Below are 15,772 nucleotides of genomic sequence, written 5' to 3'. Positions count from 1 at the left end.
GGTCCGCGCGGGTCAGAACACCAGGACGCCCCGCGCCACCCTCCCGTGGTGCGCGTCGTCCGCCGCTTTGGCGAAGTCCTCCACCGGGTAGGTCTCGGTGACGAGTTCGTCCAGCAGCAGCCGGCCGTCCCGGTAGAGGTCCGCGTAGAGGGCGATGTCGCGCTGCGGCCGCGAGGAGCCGTAGCGGCAGCCCAGGATCGACTTGTCCAGGTACATCGAGGAGACGAGGAAGGACGCCTCGGCCGTGGCCGCCGGGACGCCCAGCAGGACCGCCTGGCCGTGCCGGTCGAGCAGGTCGATCGCGGTGCGGATCAGCTCGGTGCGGCCCACGCACTCGAAGGCGTGGTCCGCGCCGTGCGGCAGGATCTCGCGGACCCCGTCGGCGGAGGTCAGGAAGTGCGTGGCGCCGAACTGCCGGGCCACCGCCTCCTTGTCCGGGTTGGAGTCGACGGCCACGATCGTCAGGGCCCCGGCCAGCCTGGCGCCCTGGAGCACATTGAGCCCGATGCCGCCGGTGCCGATCACGACGACGCTGTCGCCGCGGTCGACCCGGGCCCGGTTGAGTACGGCCCCGACCCCGGTGAGCACACCGCAGCCGATCAGCGCGGCCGAGGTCAGCGGCAGGTCGTCGGGGATCTTCACGGCCTGGACGGCCTTCACGAGAGTGCGCTCCGCGAAGGCCGAGTTGGACGCGAACTGGTAGAGCGGTGTGCCGCGCCGCGAGAACGGCCGGTCCGGCATGCCGATCGCCTTGCGGCACATCGTCGGCCGCCCCCGGTCGCACTGCGCGCAGGCGCCGCAGCTGGCCAGCGTGGACAGGGACACGTGGTCCCCCGGGGCGACATGGCGTACGCCCGCGCCGACCGCCTCCACGACACCCGCGCCCTCGTGCCCGAGCACCGCCGGCACGGGGAAGGGGATCGTTCCGTCGATCACCGACAGATCGCTGTGGCACAGACCGGCCGCGGCGATCGCCACCAGCACCTCACCGGGTCCCGGATCCCGTATCTCCAGATCGTCGACGACCTCGGTCCTTCTGCCGTCGAAGACGACGCCTCTCATTCTCGGCTCCCTCGATAGGCCGAGCCCGCGCCCGGCGATGGGGTGTTCCTCAAGGCACACGTGCGTACGGGCACGACCGGGGCCCACGCGTACGCGCACGAACGGGCCACCGCGTACCGACGCGACCCGTTCCTACGCGTTCGGCCGGGCCGCCGCCTTCGCCGCCGCCGCCATCTCCTCCAGCCGCGCCAGCATCGGCATCGGGTCCTGGCCCACCGTCCCCGGCAGGAAGTCCGCGATGCGCTCGGGGGTCCAGGCCTCACCCTCCGCGTAGCCCGCGCGCAGTTCCCTCGGCTGGGCCCAGACGGCGATCTTCGGTCCGGCGATGGTGTACACCTGACCGGTGATCTTCTCGGCGCGCGCCCGGTCGCTGAGGAGGTAGACGACCAGCGCGGCCACGTCCTCCGGCTCGCCGATCTCCTTGAGCTCCATGGGGACGTTGGCGGACATGCGGGTGCGGGCGACGGGCGCGACCGCGTTCGCGGTGACGCCGTACTTGTGCAGGCCGAGCGCGGCGCTGCGGACCAGCGAGATGATGCCGCCCTTGGCCGCGCTGTAGTTGGCCTGGGCGACGCTGCCCTGGTGGTTGCCGCTGGTGAAGCCGATGAGCGTGCCGGCGCCCTCCTGTTTGCGCATGACGGCCGACGCGGCCCGGAAAACGGTGAAGGTGCCCTTGAGGTGGGTGGCGACCACCGGGTCCCACTCCTCCTCGGACATGTTGAACAGCATCCGCTCGCGCAGGATCCCGGCCACGCAGACGACGCCGTCGATCCGGCCGAAGTGCGTCAGCGCGGTGTCCACGACCCGCTGCCCGCCGGCCATCGTGGAGATGTCGTCGGCGACGGCGACCGCCTCGCCGCCGGCCGCCTCGATCTCCTTCACGACGGACTCGGCGATCTCGCTGGTGGGTTCGCCGCCCTCGACGGAGACGCCGTAGTCGTTGACGACGACCTTCGCCCCCTCCGCCGCCGCGGCCAGCGCCACGGCCCGGCCGATGCCGCGCCCGGCCCCGGTCACGGCGACGACCTTGCCTGCCAAGAAGTTCCCCATGCCCGGCCCCTTCCCGCGGTTTCTGACGGACCGTTAGATTTTATGGGTCATCAGGTCCACCGGCACAAGCCCCAGGAGGCGCCATGTCTTTGCCGGCCGAGTTCCACGACCTCGCCAAGCGCGTGAACAACTGGGGCCGTTGGGGGGCCGACGACGAGATCGGCACCCTGAACCTCGTCACCGACGAGGTCGTCCGCGAGGCCGCCGCCACCGTCCGCTCCGGGCTGCGCATCCCCCTCGCCCTCCCGCTCCAGCAGGACGGCGTGCAGAACGGCCTGATCCCGGGACGCGTCAACCCGCTGCACACCATGGTCCAGATCAACCAGGAGCTGTTCGGCCCCGGCACGGTCGCCACCAGCGACGACACCGCCGTCCTGAGCCTCCAGACCGCCACCCACTGGGACGCGCTCACGCACGCCTCGTACGCGGGGAGGATCTACAACGGCCGGCCCGCCGCCACCATCACCGCGCACGGCGGCGCACAGTTCAGCGGGATCGACAAGGCGCCGCACATCGTCTCGCGCGGCGTCCTGCTCGACGTCGCCCGCGCCCACGGCGTGGACCGGCTGCCCGGGAGCCACGCGGTCACCCCCGAGGACCTGGAGGCCGCCGAGGAGCTGGCCGGGGTGCGGGTGCGCTCCGGGGACATCGTGCTCGTACGGACGGGACAGGTGCAGGTCTATCTGTCGGGGGACAAGAACGCGTACGGCTACCCCTCACCGGGGCTGTCGATCCGGACGCCCGAGTGGTTCCGGGCGCGGGACGCGGCCGCGGTCGCCAATGACACGCTGACCTTCGAGATCTTCCCGCCGGAGATCGACGATCTGTGGCTGGGCGTGCACGCGCTCGACCTGGTGGACATGGGCATGCTCCAGGGCCAGAACTGGAACCTGGAGGGCCTGTCCACCGCCTGTGCGGAGGAGGGGCGCTACGCCTTCCTGCTCTCCGCCATGCCGGAGCCGTTCGTCGGTGCCACGGGCACTCCGGTCGCCCCGGTCGCGATCCTCTGATCGGCGGTGGCCTGCGGGCCCACGACGGGGGCGCCCGCGCCCTGCGTCGCCACCGCGTGCGGGCCGGGCCGCATCTGGACCTGGATCAGCGGGGCCGAGCGGTCGACCTCGCACCAGATGCGCTTGCCCGCCCCCTCCGGCTGCCAGCCCCAGCGGTCGGCCAGCCCGTCGACGAGCTCCAGCCCGCGGCCGTTGGTGTCGTCGCCCTCGGCATGGCGCTGGAGCGGCGGGCGGCAGCTGGCGTCGGCCACCTCGACCCGGACGGTCCCGGGGCTGCCCGCGCTCCCCGGTGAACCGAACAGCATGCGCAGCACGGCCGGACAGCCGGTGTGCACGACCGCGTTGGTGACCAGCTCCGAGATCAGCAGGATGAGCGTCTCGGCCAGTGGCTCGTCAGCTCCTATCCCGGACCCGACGAGCCTCGAACGCGCCCATCTGCGAGCCCGTCCGACCTCCGCCGGATCGGGCCCGACCTCCAACTGAACCTGAAGCACCTGCACCGCTCACACCATCCGAACCGGCGGACACATCGCCTCGCGCCTCCTGAGGATCACGGAACGTGATTCCCTTACGAGACAGCATGGTTGACGTACAGTCACCGCAACAAGCGCTTCGGGCATATTCCAGCGCGAAGGAGTACGCGTAGTGCATACTGTGCGACGCGTGTCACGGGGATTCGAACACAGGCGCGCAGCCGCCCCGGAAATCGTTTCCCCGGCTGGCCCGGCGCCTCCCTGCGGATCACGAGCAGGGCACCTCTCGCGGACCGGAGTCGCCGTACAGGCCACAACCGGATCGACAGGTTCCAGAACCACTCGCATCCAACGGAGCGTACCCGAGCCGACGGCGACTGCGGCCCGTGACGAATCACGCAAAGGACACAAGCCGGTATCGGCGCTCACCGACTGCACTGAGTCACTGCGCAGAGTGAACCTCATGGGTCCATCGCGTCACATACGTTCACCAGCCACCCACCCGTAACGATTCAGGCCAGATCGGCCGCCAGCAGCTCCTCCGCCTCGGCCGCCGCGAGCCATTCCCCGGACCGCAGCCAGGCCCGCTTGAGCCGCAGATGGACATCGGACTCCCAGGTGAAGCCCATGCCGCCGTGCACCTGGAGACAGTCGCGGGCATTGCCCACCGCCGCCTCGTCGGCCAGCAGCTTGGCCCCGGCCGCCTCCACCGGATCGCCGGTGACGGCCGCCGCGTAGACCGCCGTCCTGGCCGGTCCGGAGCGCAGCAACTGCCCGGCGCAGAGGTGTTTCACCGCCTGGAACGATCCGATGGGCGCACCGAACTGCTCACGGTCCCGGGCGTGCCGGACCGCCTCCTCCAGGCTCCGCTCCGCGTTGCCGAGCTGTTCGGCCGCCGTCAGCAGCGTGCCCTCGTGGCGCAGCCGCTCCCCGCCCTCCAGCACCTCGCCCGCCGTCCCGGACAGCTCCGGCACCCGCCACAGCGGTGTCCCCGGATCGAGTGAACGCACGGGGCGCGCCCCGTCCACCACCCTTCGCAGCCCGGCGCCGGTCACCAGCCGGGTCCGCTCCCCGTCCAGCACGAGCAGGGCGTCGGCCCCCGCCAGGTGCGCCACCGGCCGCCCCGGCTCGGCGAGCGCCACCACGGCCTCCCCCTCGGCCGCGCCCTTCACCGCCCCGGCGGCCAGCTGGGTCGCGGCGAGCGGTCCGGGCAGCAGCGCCCGCCCGATCTCTTCGAACAGAAGTACGGATTCGGCAAGGCCCAGCCCGACCCCTCCCGCCGTCTCCGGCAGCCGCAGCGCGAAGAAGCCCGCCCCGCCCAGCTCCCGCCACAGCCCCCGGTCGACACCCCCCGCGCCGCCGTCGTGCGCCGCCCGCATCCGGTCGCGGCCGAACCGCCCGGCGAGCAGGTCCCGTATCCCCGCCCGCAGGGCCCGCTGGTCCTCCGAGAGCTGGAAGTCCACCGTCCGCTCACCGCCCCTTCGGCAGGCCGAGGATCCGCTCGGCGATGATGTTCCGCTGGATCTGCGAGGTGCCCGCCGCGATCGTGTACGAGAGCGAGGAGAGCCGGTCCAGCACCCATTCCCGGTCCAGGTCGAGGGCGTCGCCCGCGCCGAGCACCTCGGCCGCCGCCTCGTACAGCTCCTGGCGGGCGTGCGAATAGCGCAGCTTGAAGACCGAACCGCCGGTCCCGGGCACCCCGCCGCTCGCCTGCGCCTCGCTGACGTTCCACTGGGTGAGCCGCCACAGCGCCCGGAACTCGGCGTTGAGCCTGCCCAGCCGGCGGCGCAGCACCGCGTCGTCCCAGCGGCCGGTGCGCCGCGCCTCGGCGGCCAGGGCGTCCAGGGTGCGGCGGCAGGCGACGACCTCGCCGACGAACGCGGTGCCGCGTTCGAAGGAGAGCGTGACCATGGTGACCCGCCAGCCGTCGTTCTCCGCCCCGACCCGGTGCCCGACGGGCACCCGCACCTCGTCGAGGAACATCTCCGCGAACTCGGTGGACCCGGCCAGCGTGCGCAGCGGCCGCACGGTGATGCCGGGGCTGTCCATGCGCATGGCCAGCCAGCTGATGCCACGGTGGCGGGGGGCGCCGGGGTCGGTGCGCACCAGCAGTTCGCACCAGTCGGCGACCTCGGCGTGCGAGGTCCAGATCTTGCTGCCGCTGACCACGTAGTCGTCGCCGTCGCGGACCGCACGGGTCCGCAGCGAGGCCAGGTCCGAGCCCGCGTCCGGCTCGCTGAAGCCCTGGCACCACATCTCGTCGCCGCGCAGCACCGGCGGCAGCCAGCGGGCGCGCTGCTCGGGTGTGCCCTCGGCGGCGACGGTCGGCCCGGCGTGCAGCAGCCCGACGAAGTTCGCGCCGACGTAGGGCGCCCCGGCGCGTTCGGTCTCCTCCAGGAAGATCAGGTGCTGGGTGGGGGTGGCGCCCCGGCCGCCGGCGTCCTCGGGCCAGTGCAGGCCCGCGTAGCCGGCGTCGTACAGCAGCCGCTGCCAGCCGGCGTCGTACGCCCGGCGCCCCGGCCAGTCGCCGGGGTCCGGTCGCGGCGGCAGTCCGGGGAGCACCGAGCCCAGCCACTCCCTCAGCCGCACCCGGAACGCTTCCTCCTCCTCCGTGTACGAGAGGTCCATCGCCGCCTACTTGTCGAGGTCCAGGCCGAGCATCCGGATCGCGTTCCCGCGCATCAGTTTGTAGACGGTCTCGTCGTCCAGTCCCTTGACGTGGTCCAGCGCGACCTCCTTGGTGTGCGGGAAGGTCGAGTCCACGTGCGGGTAGTCGGTCTCGAAGGTGGCGTTGTCGCGTCCGACGACGTCGAGCGAGGCGACGCCGTGCTTGTCGCGGAAGAAGCAGCAGAACATCTGCCGGTAGTAGTACGTGGACGGCGGCTCGGGGATCAGATCGCGCACCCCGCCCCAGGCCCGGTGCTCCTCCCAGACGTCGTCCGCGCGTTCCAGGGCGTACGGGATCCAGCCCATCTGGCCCTCGCTGTACGCGAGCTTGAGCTGCGGGAACTTCACCAGGACGCCGCTGAAGAGGAAGTCCATCATCGAGGCCATCGCGTTGTTGAAGGAGAGCGAGGCCTGGACGGCGGGCGGGGCGTCCGGGGAGGCGGCCGGCATCTGGGAGCTGGAGCCGATGTGCATGTTGACGACCGTGCCGGTCTCCTGGCAGACGGCGAAGAACGGGTCCCAGTAGCCGGAGTGGATCGACGGCAGGCCGAGATAGGTGGGGATCTCCGAGAACGTCACCGCCCGCACCCCGCGCGCCGCGTTCCGCCGGATCTCGGCGACGGCCAGGCCGATGTCCCAGAGCGGGATGATGCAGAGCGGGATCAGCCGTCCGCCGCTGTCCCCGCACCACTCCTCGACCATCCAGTCGTTGTAGGCGCGCACACAGGCGAGGGCGACCTCCTTGTCGTGCGCCTCGGCGAAGGTCTGCCCGCAGAACCGGGGGAAGGTCGGGAAGCAGAGGCTCGCCTCGACATGGTTGAGGTCCATGTCCTTCAGCCGCTCCACGGGGTCCCAGCAGCCGCGCCGCATCTCCGCGCGGGTGATGCCCTCCAGCGTCATGTCGTCCCGGTCGAAGCCGACCGCCGCGATGTTGCGCTTGTACGGGAACTTGAGGTCCTCGTAGATCCACCAGTCGGTCGGCGGGCCGTCCGGGTCCATCGTGATGACGTACTTGCCGCCGGTGTACTCCAGCTCGCCGATGCCCGCCGTCAGGGGCTGCGGTCCGCGCTCGCGGTACTTGGCGGGGAGCCAGGTGGAGAAGAGGTGCGGCGGCTCGATCACATGGTCGTCGACGCTGACGATCCGAGGCAGTTCCGTCATGGTGTCCCCTCCGGCGCACATTTCTGATGACCCGTCAGATTGACGTCGCACTCAGGCTAGCCCCGCACCCCTGGACCGACAAGGCGCATCGCTCTACGCTCTCCGCACGATCTGACTACCCGTCAGCTGTGAGGGGTTCGCCGTGAACGAGACCGCACACGCCCTGGGTGCATCGGGCACCTTCTGGGAACTGATCGAACGCCGGGCCGCCCTGACGCCGGACCGGGCCTTCCTGATCCAGGACGACCGCACACTCACCTTCGGCGGGCTGCGCGACCGCGCCGAACGGGTGGCCGCCGGGCTGTGCGCCCTGGGCGTGCGCCCCGGAACGGTCGTCGCCTGGCAGCTGCCGACCCGGCTGGAGACGGCCCTGCTGTCCTTCGCGCTGGCCCGGATCGGGGCGGTGCAGACGCCCGTCATCCCCTTCTACCGCGACCGCGAGGTCGGCTTCGCGCTCCGCGAGTCGCAGGCGGAGTTCTTCGCCGTGCCGGGGACCTGGCGCGGCTTCGACCACACGGCGATGGCCGCCCGCGTCACCGAGGGCCTCGACCGGCCGCCGCACGTCTTCGAGGCGTACGACACCCTCCCCGACGGCGACCCCGCGACCCTGCCGCCACCGCCCACCGACGGCACGGCGGTGCGCTGGATCTACTGGACCTCCGGCACGACCTCCGACCCCAAGGGCGTCCTGCACACCGACCGCAGCCTCATCGCCGGAGGCGCCTGCCTGGCGCACGCGCTGCACCTGTCCCCGGACGACGTCGGCTCCATGGCATTCCCCTTCGCCCACGTCGCCGGGCCCGACTACTCCGTGATGCTCCTCCTGTACGGCTTCCCCGCCGTCCTGTTCGAGCACTTCACGATGGCCGACGCGGTGCCGGAGTACCGGCGCCACAGGGTGACGGTGGCCGGCGGCTCCACGGCCTTCTACTCCATGTTCCTGGCCGAGCAGCGCAAGGCCCCGGACGTCCCGCTGATCCCCACCCTCCGGCTGCTGGCGGGCGGCGGTGCGCCGAAGCCGCCGGAGATCTACCACGCGGTGGTCCGCGAGATGGGCGTCCAGCTCACCCACGGCTACGGCATGACCGAGGTCCCCATGATCACGATGGGCGCCCCCGACGACACCCCCGAGCACCTGGCCGAGACCGAGGGCCGTCCGCCCTCCGGCATGGAGGTCCGCATCACCGACGAGGACGGCAAGCAGCTCCCGTACGGCACGGACGGCGAGGTCCGGCTGCGGGGCGAGGCGGTCTGCCAGGGCTATCTGGGAGCGCCCTCCCCCTTCGACGAGGACGGATTCCTGATCACCGGCGACGTCGGACACGTCCTCCCCAGCGGGCACGTCGTGCTCACCGGGCGCCTCAAGGACATCATCATCCGCAAGGGCGAGAACATCTCCGCGAAGGAGATAGAGGACCTGCTGGCCCGCCACCCCGCCGTCGGCGACGCGGCGGTGATCGGCCTCCCCGACGCGTCCCGCGGCGAACGCGTCTGCGCGGTCGTGGAGCAGCGGGAGGGGGCCTCCGCGCTCACCCTGCCCGAACTCACCGCGTACCTCCGCGGCGAGGGGCTGTCCGTCCACAAGCTGCCCGAGCAGCTGGAGATCGTGGACGCCCTACCCCGCAACGAGACGCTCCGCAAGGTCCTGAAGTACCGGTTGCGGGAGCGGTTCGGGGGGTGAGCGTGTGCGGGGCCCCGTGTTCGGGGTTCCGTCCTCAATCGCCGGACGGGCTTGGTTGTGCGGGTTCCCCGCGGGGGTGCGCCTGATGTTCGTCGTGTGGGGTCCGGGGTCCCTCCGGGGCGACTCCTCAAACGACGAACGTGCGGGCACCTCGTAAGGGCGTCCCGGTCTGTGTTCGTCGTTCTGCGGGGACGCCCCCGAACCCGGCCGTCGCGCGTCTGCGACAGCGTGATTCACCGGCGTGAGGACGCACAACCGGCCCGGGTGGGGGCGTGCAGGGGTGTCCCCGCAGGAAATGGCGTACGACCCGGACCGCCCCTCGTACCCGGGTGAACACGCCATTTCTGAGGAGTCACCCCGGAGGGACCCCGCCCCCACCCACCCAACAGAGGCGCACCCCGCACCCCCGAAGGGCACCCGCACCTACTCCGGCGCGATCACCGTGAAGTACGCGGCGAAGGCCGTCACGACGTCCGCCTCGGTGACGCGCCCGTCGGCGTCGGTGTCCAGGGCACCGGCGGCGAGGGCGGCGGTGTCGGCCGGTGCCCCGAGGACCCTCAGGGCCCGTTCGACGGAGGTCACGGCGGCGGCACCGCTGTCGTCCGGGTCCGCGACGGCCAGCGCCGCGCGGAGGAAGGGCCGGGCGATCTCCGCGAAGCGCTCGGGGTTGTCGCGGAGGCGTTTGACCGCGCCGCCCACGAACTCCTCGCGGGTGACCCGCTGGTCCCCGTCCACGTCGGCGATGCCCGCGAGCCCCTGCCAGAACGCCTCGGCCCCGCTGTAGAGCGCCTGGCCCTTGTCGCATCGGGCCGTGGTGCCGAATTCGGTGAGCAGCCGCGCCGCGGCGGCGTTGAAGTCCGCGCGATCGATGTATCCGTTGCCGTCCTGGTCGAAGGCGGCGAAGCGGAAGGCGATCTTGCGCTCGTACTCTGCGCTGTCCATGCGGGGAGCGTACGACGCCTGCAGGCGTCACGTGTCACTTACGCGCTTCACCGCGGTGACAACCCGGTACCGGTCCGGGCCCCGCGGGCCGCGATCGGGCCGCGATCAGGCCGAAAGAGGCTGGGACCCGCCGTCGACGGCGGCCTCGCAGTCGGGGTAGACGTCGAACAGCCGGCGGACGCCGAGCGCCGCGAGCACCCGGTTGACGTGCGAGCCCTCCTCCGCGCCCCGGGCGGGCAGGATGAGGCGGAGCCGGCCGCCGCAGGAGCGCATCAGGCGGCGGGAGGCGATGAGGACGCCGACACCGCTGGAGTCGCAGAAGAAGACCTCGGAGAGGTCGAGCACGACGTCATGGCGTCCGACGGCGACCGCGTCGTGCACGGACTGCCGGACCATGGGCGAGGTCACCAGGTCGAGTTCGCCGCGCATGCGCAGCACGGTCCACCCGCCCTGCTCGGTCGCGGCCACTTTCAGTGTCACGTGACGGGCCTCTCGTTCCGGGGAATCCCATTGATCCGGAAGTTTCCGTTCCCCCTCGCGGCTGCCCCGGCTCACGCTCCATGAAACACGGGGCGCTCCAAGAAGGCCCAGAACCATTTCGGGCATAAATGATCACTTCCCGTCTGATTCTGTCACCAGGTGGGTCCCATTCCCTACCATCCAGGGCTCCCGCAGGGACGTACTTGCCGTAAAGGGACGTGCCCGGTCAGCCTTGCCGACTACATTCGACGGGACGAGGGGTACCGGGCCGGAGCGCCCGACGGCAACAGGGCTGGGGGTCGCATGGCCAAAAACGCACCACCCCGCTGGGACCGCACGATGCAGCAGCGTCTGGCCCGCGGCGAGGCGGCGGCGCTCGGCGAGCTCTACGACCGGTTCGCCGCCCTCGTCCACAGTCAGGCCAACCGGATGCTCGACGACGAGGACGCCGCGGACCTCGTCACCCGCGAGGTGTTCGGGTACGTGTGGGAGAACCCCGACGCCTACGACCCCAAGCAGGGTTCGATGCGCGCCTGGGTCGCCCGGATCACGCACCGCCAGTCCGTGCGGAGGCTGCGCGACGCCGCGGCCGGGGACGACGACGGCTACGGCTCCGACGGGCCGGTCGACGTCGAGGAGCGGGTGCGCCGGGCCAGCGCCGCGGCCCGTGCCGACTACATCGTCGCGTCCATGCCCGCCTCGCTGCGGGCCGCCCTGGAGCTGGCGTACATCCAGCGCCGGGACTACCGGCAGACGGCGGCGGATCTCGGCGTCACCGAGGACGAGGCGCGCCGCCGGCTCCGGCTGGGGCTCCAACTGCTGTCCACCGCCCGCGCCCGGCCGCTGGAGGGCTCCTCGCCCCCGGGATACGGAAGGGCGCTGTGAGCGACGCGACGGACGGGCACGGCGACGGCGGCCGGGAGGGGGCGGGGCGCGACGACGAGGTGCGGGGCGCCCCGCGCATACCGGGTCCCCGGGCCGCCGCCGACGACCTCGACGCAGGCCGGCTCGCACGGCCGGTCGTTCCGCCGGAGCGGAGGGAGCCTCCCCGGACCGGAGACGGGGACGGGAACGGGAACGGGGACCGGACCGAAGACGACGGGGACGGCGGGGACGACGACGAGGAATCGGACGCGGAGGAAGGGGAAGAAGGAACGGTCGTGGACGTGTCGGAGCGGGCTCCGAGGGGCGACGGGTCACCGCCGCCTCCGTCCCGCCTGCCGCACCGTGTGCTGAAGGCGCTGCTCGGCGCCTGGGCTCTGGCCGCCTGCTCGGCCGAGGAGACCGAGGCCGTGGAGGCGCACCTCACCGAGTGCGCGCCCTGCGCGGACGAGGCGCTGCGGCTGCGCGACGCGGTCGGCCTGCTGCACACCGACCGCTCCCTGGACCTCGATCCGTCGCTGCGGACCCGGGTGCTGGAGAGCTGCCTGAGCCGCCGGCCCGCCAAGATCCCGGTGCCGGAGTGGGCCGCGCCGTACGACGCGGAGACGGCCCGGCTCGACGCGCTGCTGCGCGACATCGGGGACTCCGAGTGGCACGCGCCGGTGCGTCTGAAGTGGTTCGAGGGCGAGCGCCGGGTGAACCGCAAGACGACGGTGGCCGGCGTCATCGGCCATCTGACCGCGGTCGACGGGCTGGTCACTGCGGCGCTGGGGCTGGACGATCCGCTCGCCGCGAGCCTGGCGCAGGCCCCGGGGGACGGTGACGGGCCTCCGCCCTCGCCGGCCGGGCGGACCGAGGCGTACTGGTCGTCGGCCCGCCGTCCGTTCACCCGGGCCGTGCGCGAGCCGTGGCGCGCGCAGAGCCATACGCTCATCCGTACCGTGTCCTTCGCGGGGCGCGGCGCCTCGGACCTCTCCGTCTCCTACGGCGGCTTCGCGCTGCCGCTCCAGGACGCGATGCTGGACCGGGCCTTCGAATGCTGGCTGCACGCGGGCGACATCGCGGAGGCCGTGGACTATCCGTACGAGGCGCCGGCCGCCGCGCATCTGCACCGGATGATCGACCTGGCGGCGCGGCTGCTTCCGGCCGCGCTGGCCGTGCGCCGCAGGGCGGGGCTCGCCGCTCCGGCCCGGCGGCTGGTGACGGCCGGGTCGCCGGGGCGTTCGCTGCATCTGGAGGTGGAGGGCTCGGGCGGCGGGAACTGGTACATCCCGCTGGACTCCCCCGCCGCCCTCGGCTCCGCCGAGCACACCGTGGCGCAGGTCGCCCTGGACGGGGTGGAGTTCTGCCGGCTGGTGGCGGGGCACGTACCGCCCGTGGAGGCGGCCGCCGGTCAGAGCGGGGACCGCGAGGCGGTCCGGGACGTGCTCTTCGCGGCGGCCTCGCTCAGCCGGCTGTGAACGCGCCAGGGCGTGTGGCGAGCGTGCGTGCCAGGCGTCGCCGAGCAGGCGGGACTTTCACCACACGCCCTAGGCGAAGACGACCGTACGGCGGCCGTTGAGCAGGATGCGGCGCTCGGCGTGCCACTTGACCGCGCGGGCCAGGGCCTGACACTCTACGTCGCGGCCGATGGCGACCAGCTGGTCGGGGGTGACGCCGTGGCCGACCCGCTCGACCTCCTGCTCGATGATCGGGCCCTCGTCGAGGTCGGCGGTGACGTAGTGCGCCGTCGCGCCGATCAGCTTCACACCGCGCGCGTGCGCCTGGTGGTAGGGCTTGGCGCCCTTGAAGCTCGGCAGGAACGAGTGGTGGATGTTGATGATCCGGCCGCTGAGCTGCTTGCAGAGGTCGTCGGAGAGGACCTGCATGTAGCGGGCGAGGACGACCAGTTCCACGTTCTCCTCGCGGACCAGCTCCAGCAGCTCCGCCTCGGCCTGCGGCTTGTTCTCCCTGGTCACCGGGATGTGGCGGAAGGGCACGTCGTACGAGGCGACGAGCGCGGCGAAGTCCGTGTGGTTGGAGACGACGGCGGCGATCTCGACCGGCAGGGCCCCGATCCGGGACCGGAACAGCAGGTCGTTGAGGCAGTGGCCGAACTTGCTGACCATGAGCACGACGCGCATCCGCTCGGCGGAACGGTGGATCTGCCAGTCCATGGCGAAGGAGTCGCCGATGGCGGCGAAGCTCGCCCGCAGCTTGTCCACCGTGACCGGGCTGACCGCCGAGAAGTGGACGCGCATGAAGAAGAGACCCGTGTCGTGGTCCCCGAACTGCTGGCTGTCCTCGATGTTGCAGCCGGTCATGAAGAGGTAGCTCGACACGGCGTGCACGATGCCCTGTTTGTCGGGGCAGGAGAGCGTGAGGACGTACTGCTCGGGGGCGGTGTCAGCGGGCTTCGGGTCGGTCATCCCCGTAGCGTGCCACACCCTCCGGGGATCAGGCAGATCTGGTCATGATGCGGAGGACGTCGAGGGAACGCGGTGGCACGTCCGGGTCCTCGCCGTCGTTCGTGGCCAGGAGGACATGGGCGTCGCGGGCGGCCCGGACGGCCTCCGGCCAGCCGTGGTGCTCCATGTAGGCGGAGACGGGGGCGTCCGCGCCGACCTGGTGCATGATGCGCAGCACCCGGAGCACGGCGGTGTCGACGAGGGCGGCCTCGCCGGTGTCGCGGAAGATCGTGCCGACGTACTTCTCGGCGGACCAGTTGTCGAGCCAGGTGTCCTCGACCAGGCGGTACACGGCGTCGGTGACGTCGCCGTACCCCTCCCGGCCGGCGAGCCAGCACTCGTGGTGGAAGACGGGGTCGGAGAGCATGTGCAGCGCCGAGCGCACGTTGCTGCGCCAGCGCCACCACGGAAGGTCGTTGAGCGGCATGCCGCCCATGGTGGAGGAGCGACGGCCGCGACGGGAAGAGTTCTCGGAACCTTGCTGCACGGTTGTCGATCGTACGTTCCCCTCATCACCCGTCGGCGGGCCCCCTGCAATTCACCTGGGCGTCACCGTGTGTTGAACGCGGCACACTCCGGCGTTACCCGACGGCCGGAAGTGTCTGTGTCCATGACCGGACGGCGACGCCCCCTCTTTCCCCGCCCCCTCGGACTGCTCACCGGCGCGGTGGCGGCAGGGGCCTTGCTGCTGACCGGCTGCGGCGTACTCCCTGGGGCATCGGGGGGCTCCAGGGAGCCCGTCACCGTCATGACCTGGGCGCCCGGCGACGCCTCCGGCCCGGACGCCGACACCATGGCCGGCATGACGGCGATGGCGCAGACCTTCGCCCGCTGGATCAACGGCGCGGGCGGCATCGACGGCCACACGCTGCGCGTGGTCACCTGTGACGAACAGGACACCTCCGTCGGCGCGGGCAACTGCGCCCGCCGGGCCGTCAAGGAGAAGGCCGTCGCGGTCGTCGGCTCGTACAGCCGCCACGGCCGCGCCTTCATGGCCCCGCTCGAAGTCGCCGGGATCCCCTACATAGGCGGTTACGGCGCCTCCGAGGAGGAGTTCCGCAGCTATATGTCCTACCCGGTGACGGGCGGGCAGTCGGCGCTCATGGCGGGCAACGCCAAACAACTGGCCCGCACCTGCGACCGGGTCTCCCTGGTCCGGCCGGACACGCTGGGCGGCGACGGTCTGGCCTGGCTGCTGCACACCGGCCTCTCCGAGGCCCGCGAGCACGCCCCCGTGGACGTCCGGGCGGCGGAGGACGCGAACTCCTACGACGAACCGGCCAGCCGGGCACTGAACGGCGCGGGGGCGCGCGGCGGCTGTGTGACGGCGGTGCTCGGGGAGCGCACGGAGACCTTCTTCGACGCGTTCCGCCGGCTGGAGCCGTCGGACGGTTCGGTACGGGTCTCCTCGGTCCTCGGCAGCATCGGCCAGCCGCTCATCGACCGCACCGGCGGCCGGAACAGCCCCTTCGAGGGCGCGTACGTCACCGGCTGGTACCCGGCGCCGGGTGATGCCCGCTGGGACACCATGCGGAAGGTGATCGGCGAGCACGCCTTCGGCGACAACAGCATCGACCCGGAGGACACCGGGGTGCAGACGACCTGGATCGCGTACACCGTGCTGAAGTCGCTCGTCGAGTCGCTGCACACCTCGGAGATCACCGCCGGCAAGGTCACCAAGGCGCTCAACGAGGGCACCCCGGTCGACACCGGCGGGCTCACACCCGAACTGCGCTGGCGCTACGAGGACATGATCGGCTCGGACTCCTACCCGCGGATCGTCAACAGCAAGGTGACGTTCCAGGTGGTGCGGGACGGGCGGCTCGTCGCCGAGAAGAAGGGCTTCGTCGACGTGGCGGAGACCCTGTCGGACGCCAGCGCGACCGGCTGAGACCGCGGCGGGTCCCAGCCGGGCCG

At 72.0% G+C, this 15,772-nt stretch carries 15 protein-coding genes; 5 read left to right on the top strand and 10 right to left on the bottom strand.

The window, feature by feature from the left end; translation table 11 throughout:
* Positions 1-12: 12 nt before the first annotated feature.
* Positions 13-1,062: a Zn-dependent alcohol dehydrogenase gene (locus ACFVDM_RS22635; protein WP_383642826.1), complete on the bottom strand. Its 1,050-nt coding sequence runs from the start codon at positions 1,060-1,062 to the stop codon at positions 13-15.
* Positions 1,063-1,194: 132 nt separating this feature from the next.
* The gene (locus ACFVDM_RS22630) at positions 1,195-2,112 is read right to left on the bottom strand and encodes an SDR family oxidoreductase (RefSeq protein ID WP_383642823.1); all 918 of its coding nucleotides are present in this window, start codon (positions 2,110-2,112) and stop codon (positions 1,195-1,197) included.
* An 83-nt stretch (positions 2,113-2,195) separates the two neighbouring features.
* Between ACFVDM_RS22630 and ACFVDM_RS22625 the strand changes: the two genes are divergently transcribed.
* Positions 2,196-3,122: a cyclase family protein gene (locus ACFVDM_RS22625; RefSeq protein ID WP_383642820.1), complete on the top strand. Its 927-nt coding sequence runs from the start codon at positions 2,196-2,198 to the stop codon at positions 3,120-3,122.
* Here ACFVDM_RS22625 and ACFVDM_RS22620 read toward each other — a convergent pair.
* The 4 genes from ACFVDM_RS22620 to ACFVDM_RS22605 all read right to left on the bottom strand — a co-directional run bounded on the left by ACFVDM_RS22620 (position 3,041) and on the right by ACFVDM_RS22605 (position 7,423).
* Complete coding sequence (locus ACFVDM_RS22620; RefSeq protein ID WP_383642817.1) at positions 3,041-3,622, bottom strand: ATP-binding protein; 582 nt, start codon at positions 3,620-3,622, stop codon at positions 3,041-3,043. The genes ACFVDM_RS22625 and ACFVDM_RS22620 overlap by 82 nt on opposite strands.
* Before the next feature lie 485 nt (positions 3,623-4,107).
* The gene (locus ACFVDM_RS22615) at positions 4,108-5,058 is read right to left on the bottom strand and encodes an acyl-CoA dehydrogenase family protein (protein WP_383642814.1); all 951 of its coding nucleotides are present in this window, start codon (positions 5,056-5,058) and stop codon (positions 4,108-4,110) included.
* A 7-nt stretch (positions 5,059-5,065) separates the two neighbouring features.
* Positions 5,066-6,223 (bottom strand): acyl-CoA dehydrogenase, encoded by a 1,158-nt coding sequence (locus tag ACFVDM_RS22610; protein ID WP_383642811.1) that lies wholly within the window; start codon positions 6,221-6,223, stop codon positions 5,066-5,068.
* Positions 6,224-6,229: 6 nt separating this feature from the next.
* Positions 6,230-7,423: an amidohydrolase family protein gene (locus ACFVDM_RS22605; protein ID WP_383642808.1), complete on the bottom strand. Its 1,194-nt coding sequence runs from the start codon at positions 7,421-7,423 to the stop codon at positions 6,230-6,232.
* Positions 7,424-7,565: 142 nt separating this feature from the next.
* On the opposite strand from ACFVDM_RS22605, the gene ACFVDM_RS22600 reads away from it, so the two are divergent.
* Positions 7,566-9,104, top strand: coding sequence for a class I adenylate-forming enzyme family protein (locus ACFVDM_RS22600; protein WP_383642805.1), 1,539 nt, complete (start codon positions 7,566-7,568; stop codon positions 9,102-9,104).
* A 423-nt stretch (positions 9,105-9,527) separates the two neighbouring features.
* Here the strand turns inward: ACFVDM_RS22600 and ACFVDM_RS22595 are convergent, their stop codons facing one another.
* Positions 9,528-10,046: an EF-hand domain-containing protein gene (locus tag ACFVDM_RS22595; protein ID WP_383642802.1), complete on the bottom strand. Its 519-nt coding sequence runs from the start codon at positions 10,044-10,046 to the stop codon at positions 9,528-9,530.
* A 105-nt stretch (positions 10,047-10,151) separates the two neighbouring features.
* Positions 10,152-10,526 (bottom strand): STAS domain-containing protein, encoded by a 375-nt coding sequence (locus ACFVDM_RS22590; protein ID WP_383642799.1) that lies wholly within the window; start codon positions 10,524-10,526, stop codon positions 10,152-10,154.
* 303 nt (positions 10,527-10,829) lie between these two features.
* On the opposite strand from ACFVDM_RS22590, the gene ACFVDM_RS22585 reads away from it, so the two are divergent.
* Together ACFVDM_RS22585 and ACFVDM_RS22580 are read left to right on the top strand one after the other, a co-directional pair.
* Positions 10,830-11,411: an RNA polymerase sigma factor gene (locus ACFVDM_RS22585; RefSeq protein WP_383642796.1), complete on the top strand. Its 582-nt coding sequence runs from the start codon at positions 10,830-10,832 to the stop codon at positions 11,409-11,411.
* The gene (locus tag ACFVDM_RS22580) at positions 11,408-12,868 is read left to right on the top strand and encodes a zf-HC2 domain-containing protein (RefSeq protein ID WP_383642793.1); all 1,461 of its coding nucleotides are present in this window, start codon (positions 11,408-11,410) and stop codon (positions 12,866-12,868) included. The genes ACFVDM_RS22585 and ACFVDM_RS22580 overlap by 4 nt, the downstream gene beginning before the upstream one ends.
* Positions 12,869-12,937: 69 nt before the next feature.
* Here the strand turns inward: ACFVDM_RS22580 and purU are convergent, their stop codons facing one another.
* Both purU and ACFVDM_RS22570 read right to left on the bottom strand, forming a co-directional pair.
* Complete coding sequence (gene purU / locus ACFVDM_RS22575) at positions 12,938-13,816, bottom strand: formyltetrahydrofolate deformylase (RefSeq protein WP_383642790.1); 879 nt, start codon at positions 13,814-13,816, stop codon at positions 12,938-12,940.
* 28 nt (positions 13,817-13,844) lie between these two features.
* Positions 13,845-14,291 carry a hypothetical protein gene (locus ACFVDM_RS22570; RefSeq protein WP_383643241.1) on the bottom strand — a complete coding sequence of 149 codons (447 nt, stop codon included), beginning with the start codon at positions 14,289-14,291 and terminating at the stop codon, positions 13,845-13,847.
* Positions 14,292-14,465: 174 nt separating this feature from the next.
* On the opposite strand from ACFVDM_RS22570, the gene ACFVDM_RS22565 reads away from it, so the two are divergent.
* The gene (locus tag ACFVDM_RS22565; protein ID WP_383642787.1) at positions 14,466-15,746 is read left to right on the top strand and encodes an ABC transporter substrate-binding protein; all 1,281 of its coding nucleotides are present in this window, start codon (positions 14,466-14,468) and stop codon (positions 15,744-15,746) included.
* The last annotated feature ends 26 nt before the right edge of the window (positions 15,747-15,772 follow it).

The sequence above is a fragment of the Streptomyces sp. NPDC057682 genome (assembly GCF_042799575.1).
In the GTDB taxonomy this organism is placed as follows: domain Bacteria; phylum Actinomycetota; class Actinomycetes; order Streptomycetales; family Streptomycetaceae; genus Streptomyces.
Note: the sequence above shows the minus strand (reverse complement) of the source record. Positions and strands in the feature narration are given on the sequence as shown.

Excerpts from the sequence above, each read along its gene's own strand:
- purU (WP_383642790.1), bottom strand. The coding sequence starts at position 13,816 with ATGACCGACCCGAAGCCCGCTGACACCGCCCCCGAGCAGTACGTCCTC.
- ACFVDM_RS22610 (WP_383642811.1), bottom strand. The coding sequence starts at position 6,223 with ATGGACCTCTCGTACACGGAGGAGGAGGAAGCGTTCCGGGTGCGGCTG.
- ACFVDM_RS22630 (WP_383642823.1), bottom strand. The coding sequence starts at position 2,112 with ATGGGGAACTTCTTGGCAGGCAAGGTCGTCGCCGTGACCGGGGCCGGG.
- ACFVDM_RS22625 (WP_383642820.1), top strand. The coding sequence starts at position 2,196 with ATGTCTTTGCCGGCCGAGTTCCACGACCTCGCCAAGCGCGTGAACAAC.
- ACFVDM_RS22595 (WP_383642802.1), bottom strand. The coding sequence starts at position 10,046 with ATGGACAGCGCAGAGTACGAGCGCAAGATCGCCTTCCGCTTCGCCGCC.
- ACFVDM_RS22605 (WP_383642808.1), bottom strand. The coding sequence starts at position 7,423 with ATGACGGAACTGCCTCGGATCGTCAGCGTCGACGACCATGTGATCGAG.
- ACFVDM_RS22635 (WP_383642826.1), bottom strand. The coding sequence starts at position 1,062 with ATGAGAGGCGTCGTCTTCGACGGCAGAAGGACCGAGGTCGTCGACGAT.
- ACFVDM_RS22585 (WP_383642796.1), top strand. The coding sequence starts at position 10,830 with ATGGCCAAAAACGCACCACCCCGCTGGGACCGCACGATGCAGCAGCGT.
- ACFVDM_RS22565 (WP_383642787.1), top strand. The coding sequence starts at position 14,466 with ATGACCGGACGGCGACGCCCCCTCTTTCCCCGCCCCCTCGGACTGCTC.
- ACFVDM_RS22570 (WP_383643241.1), bottom strand. The coding sequence starts at position 14,291 with ATGGGCGGCATGCCGCTCAACGACCTTCCGTGGTGGCGCTGGCGCAGC.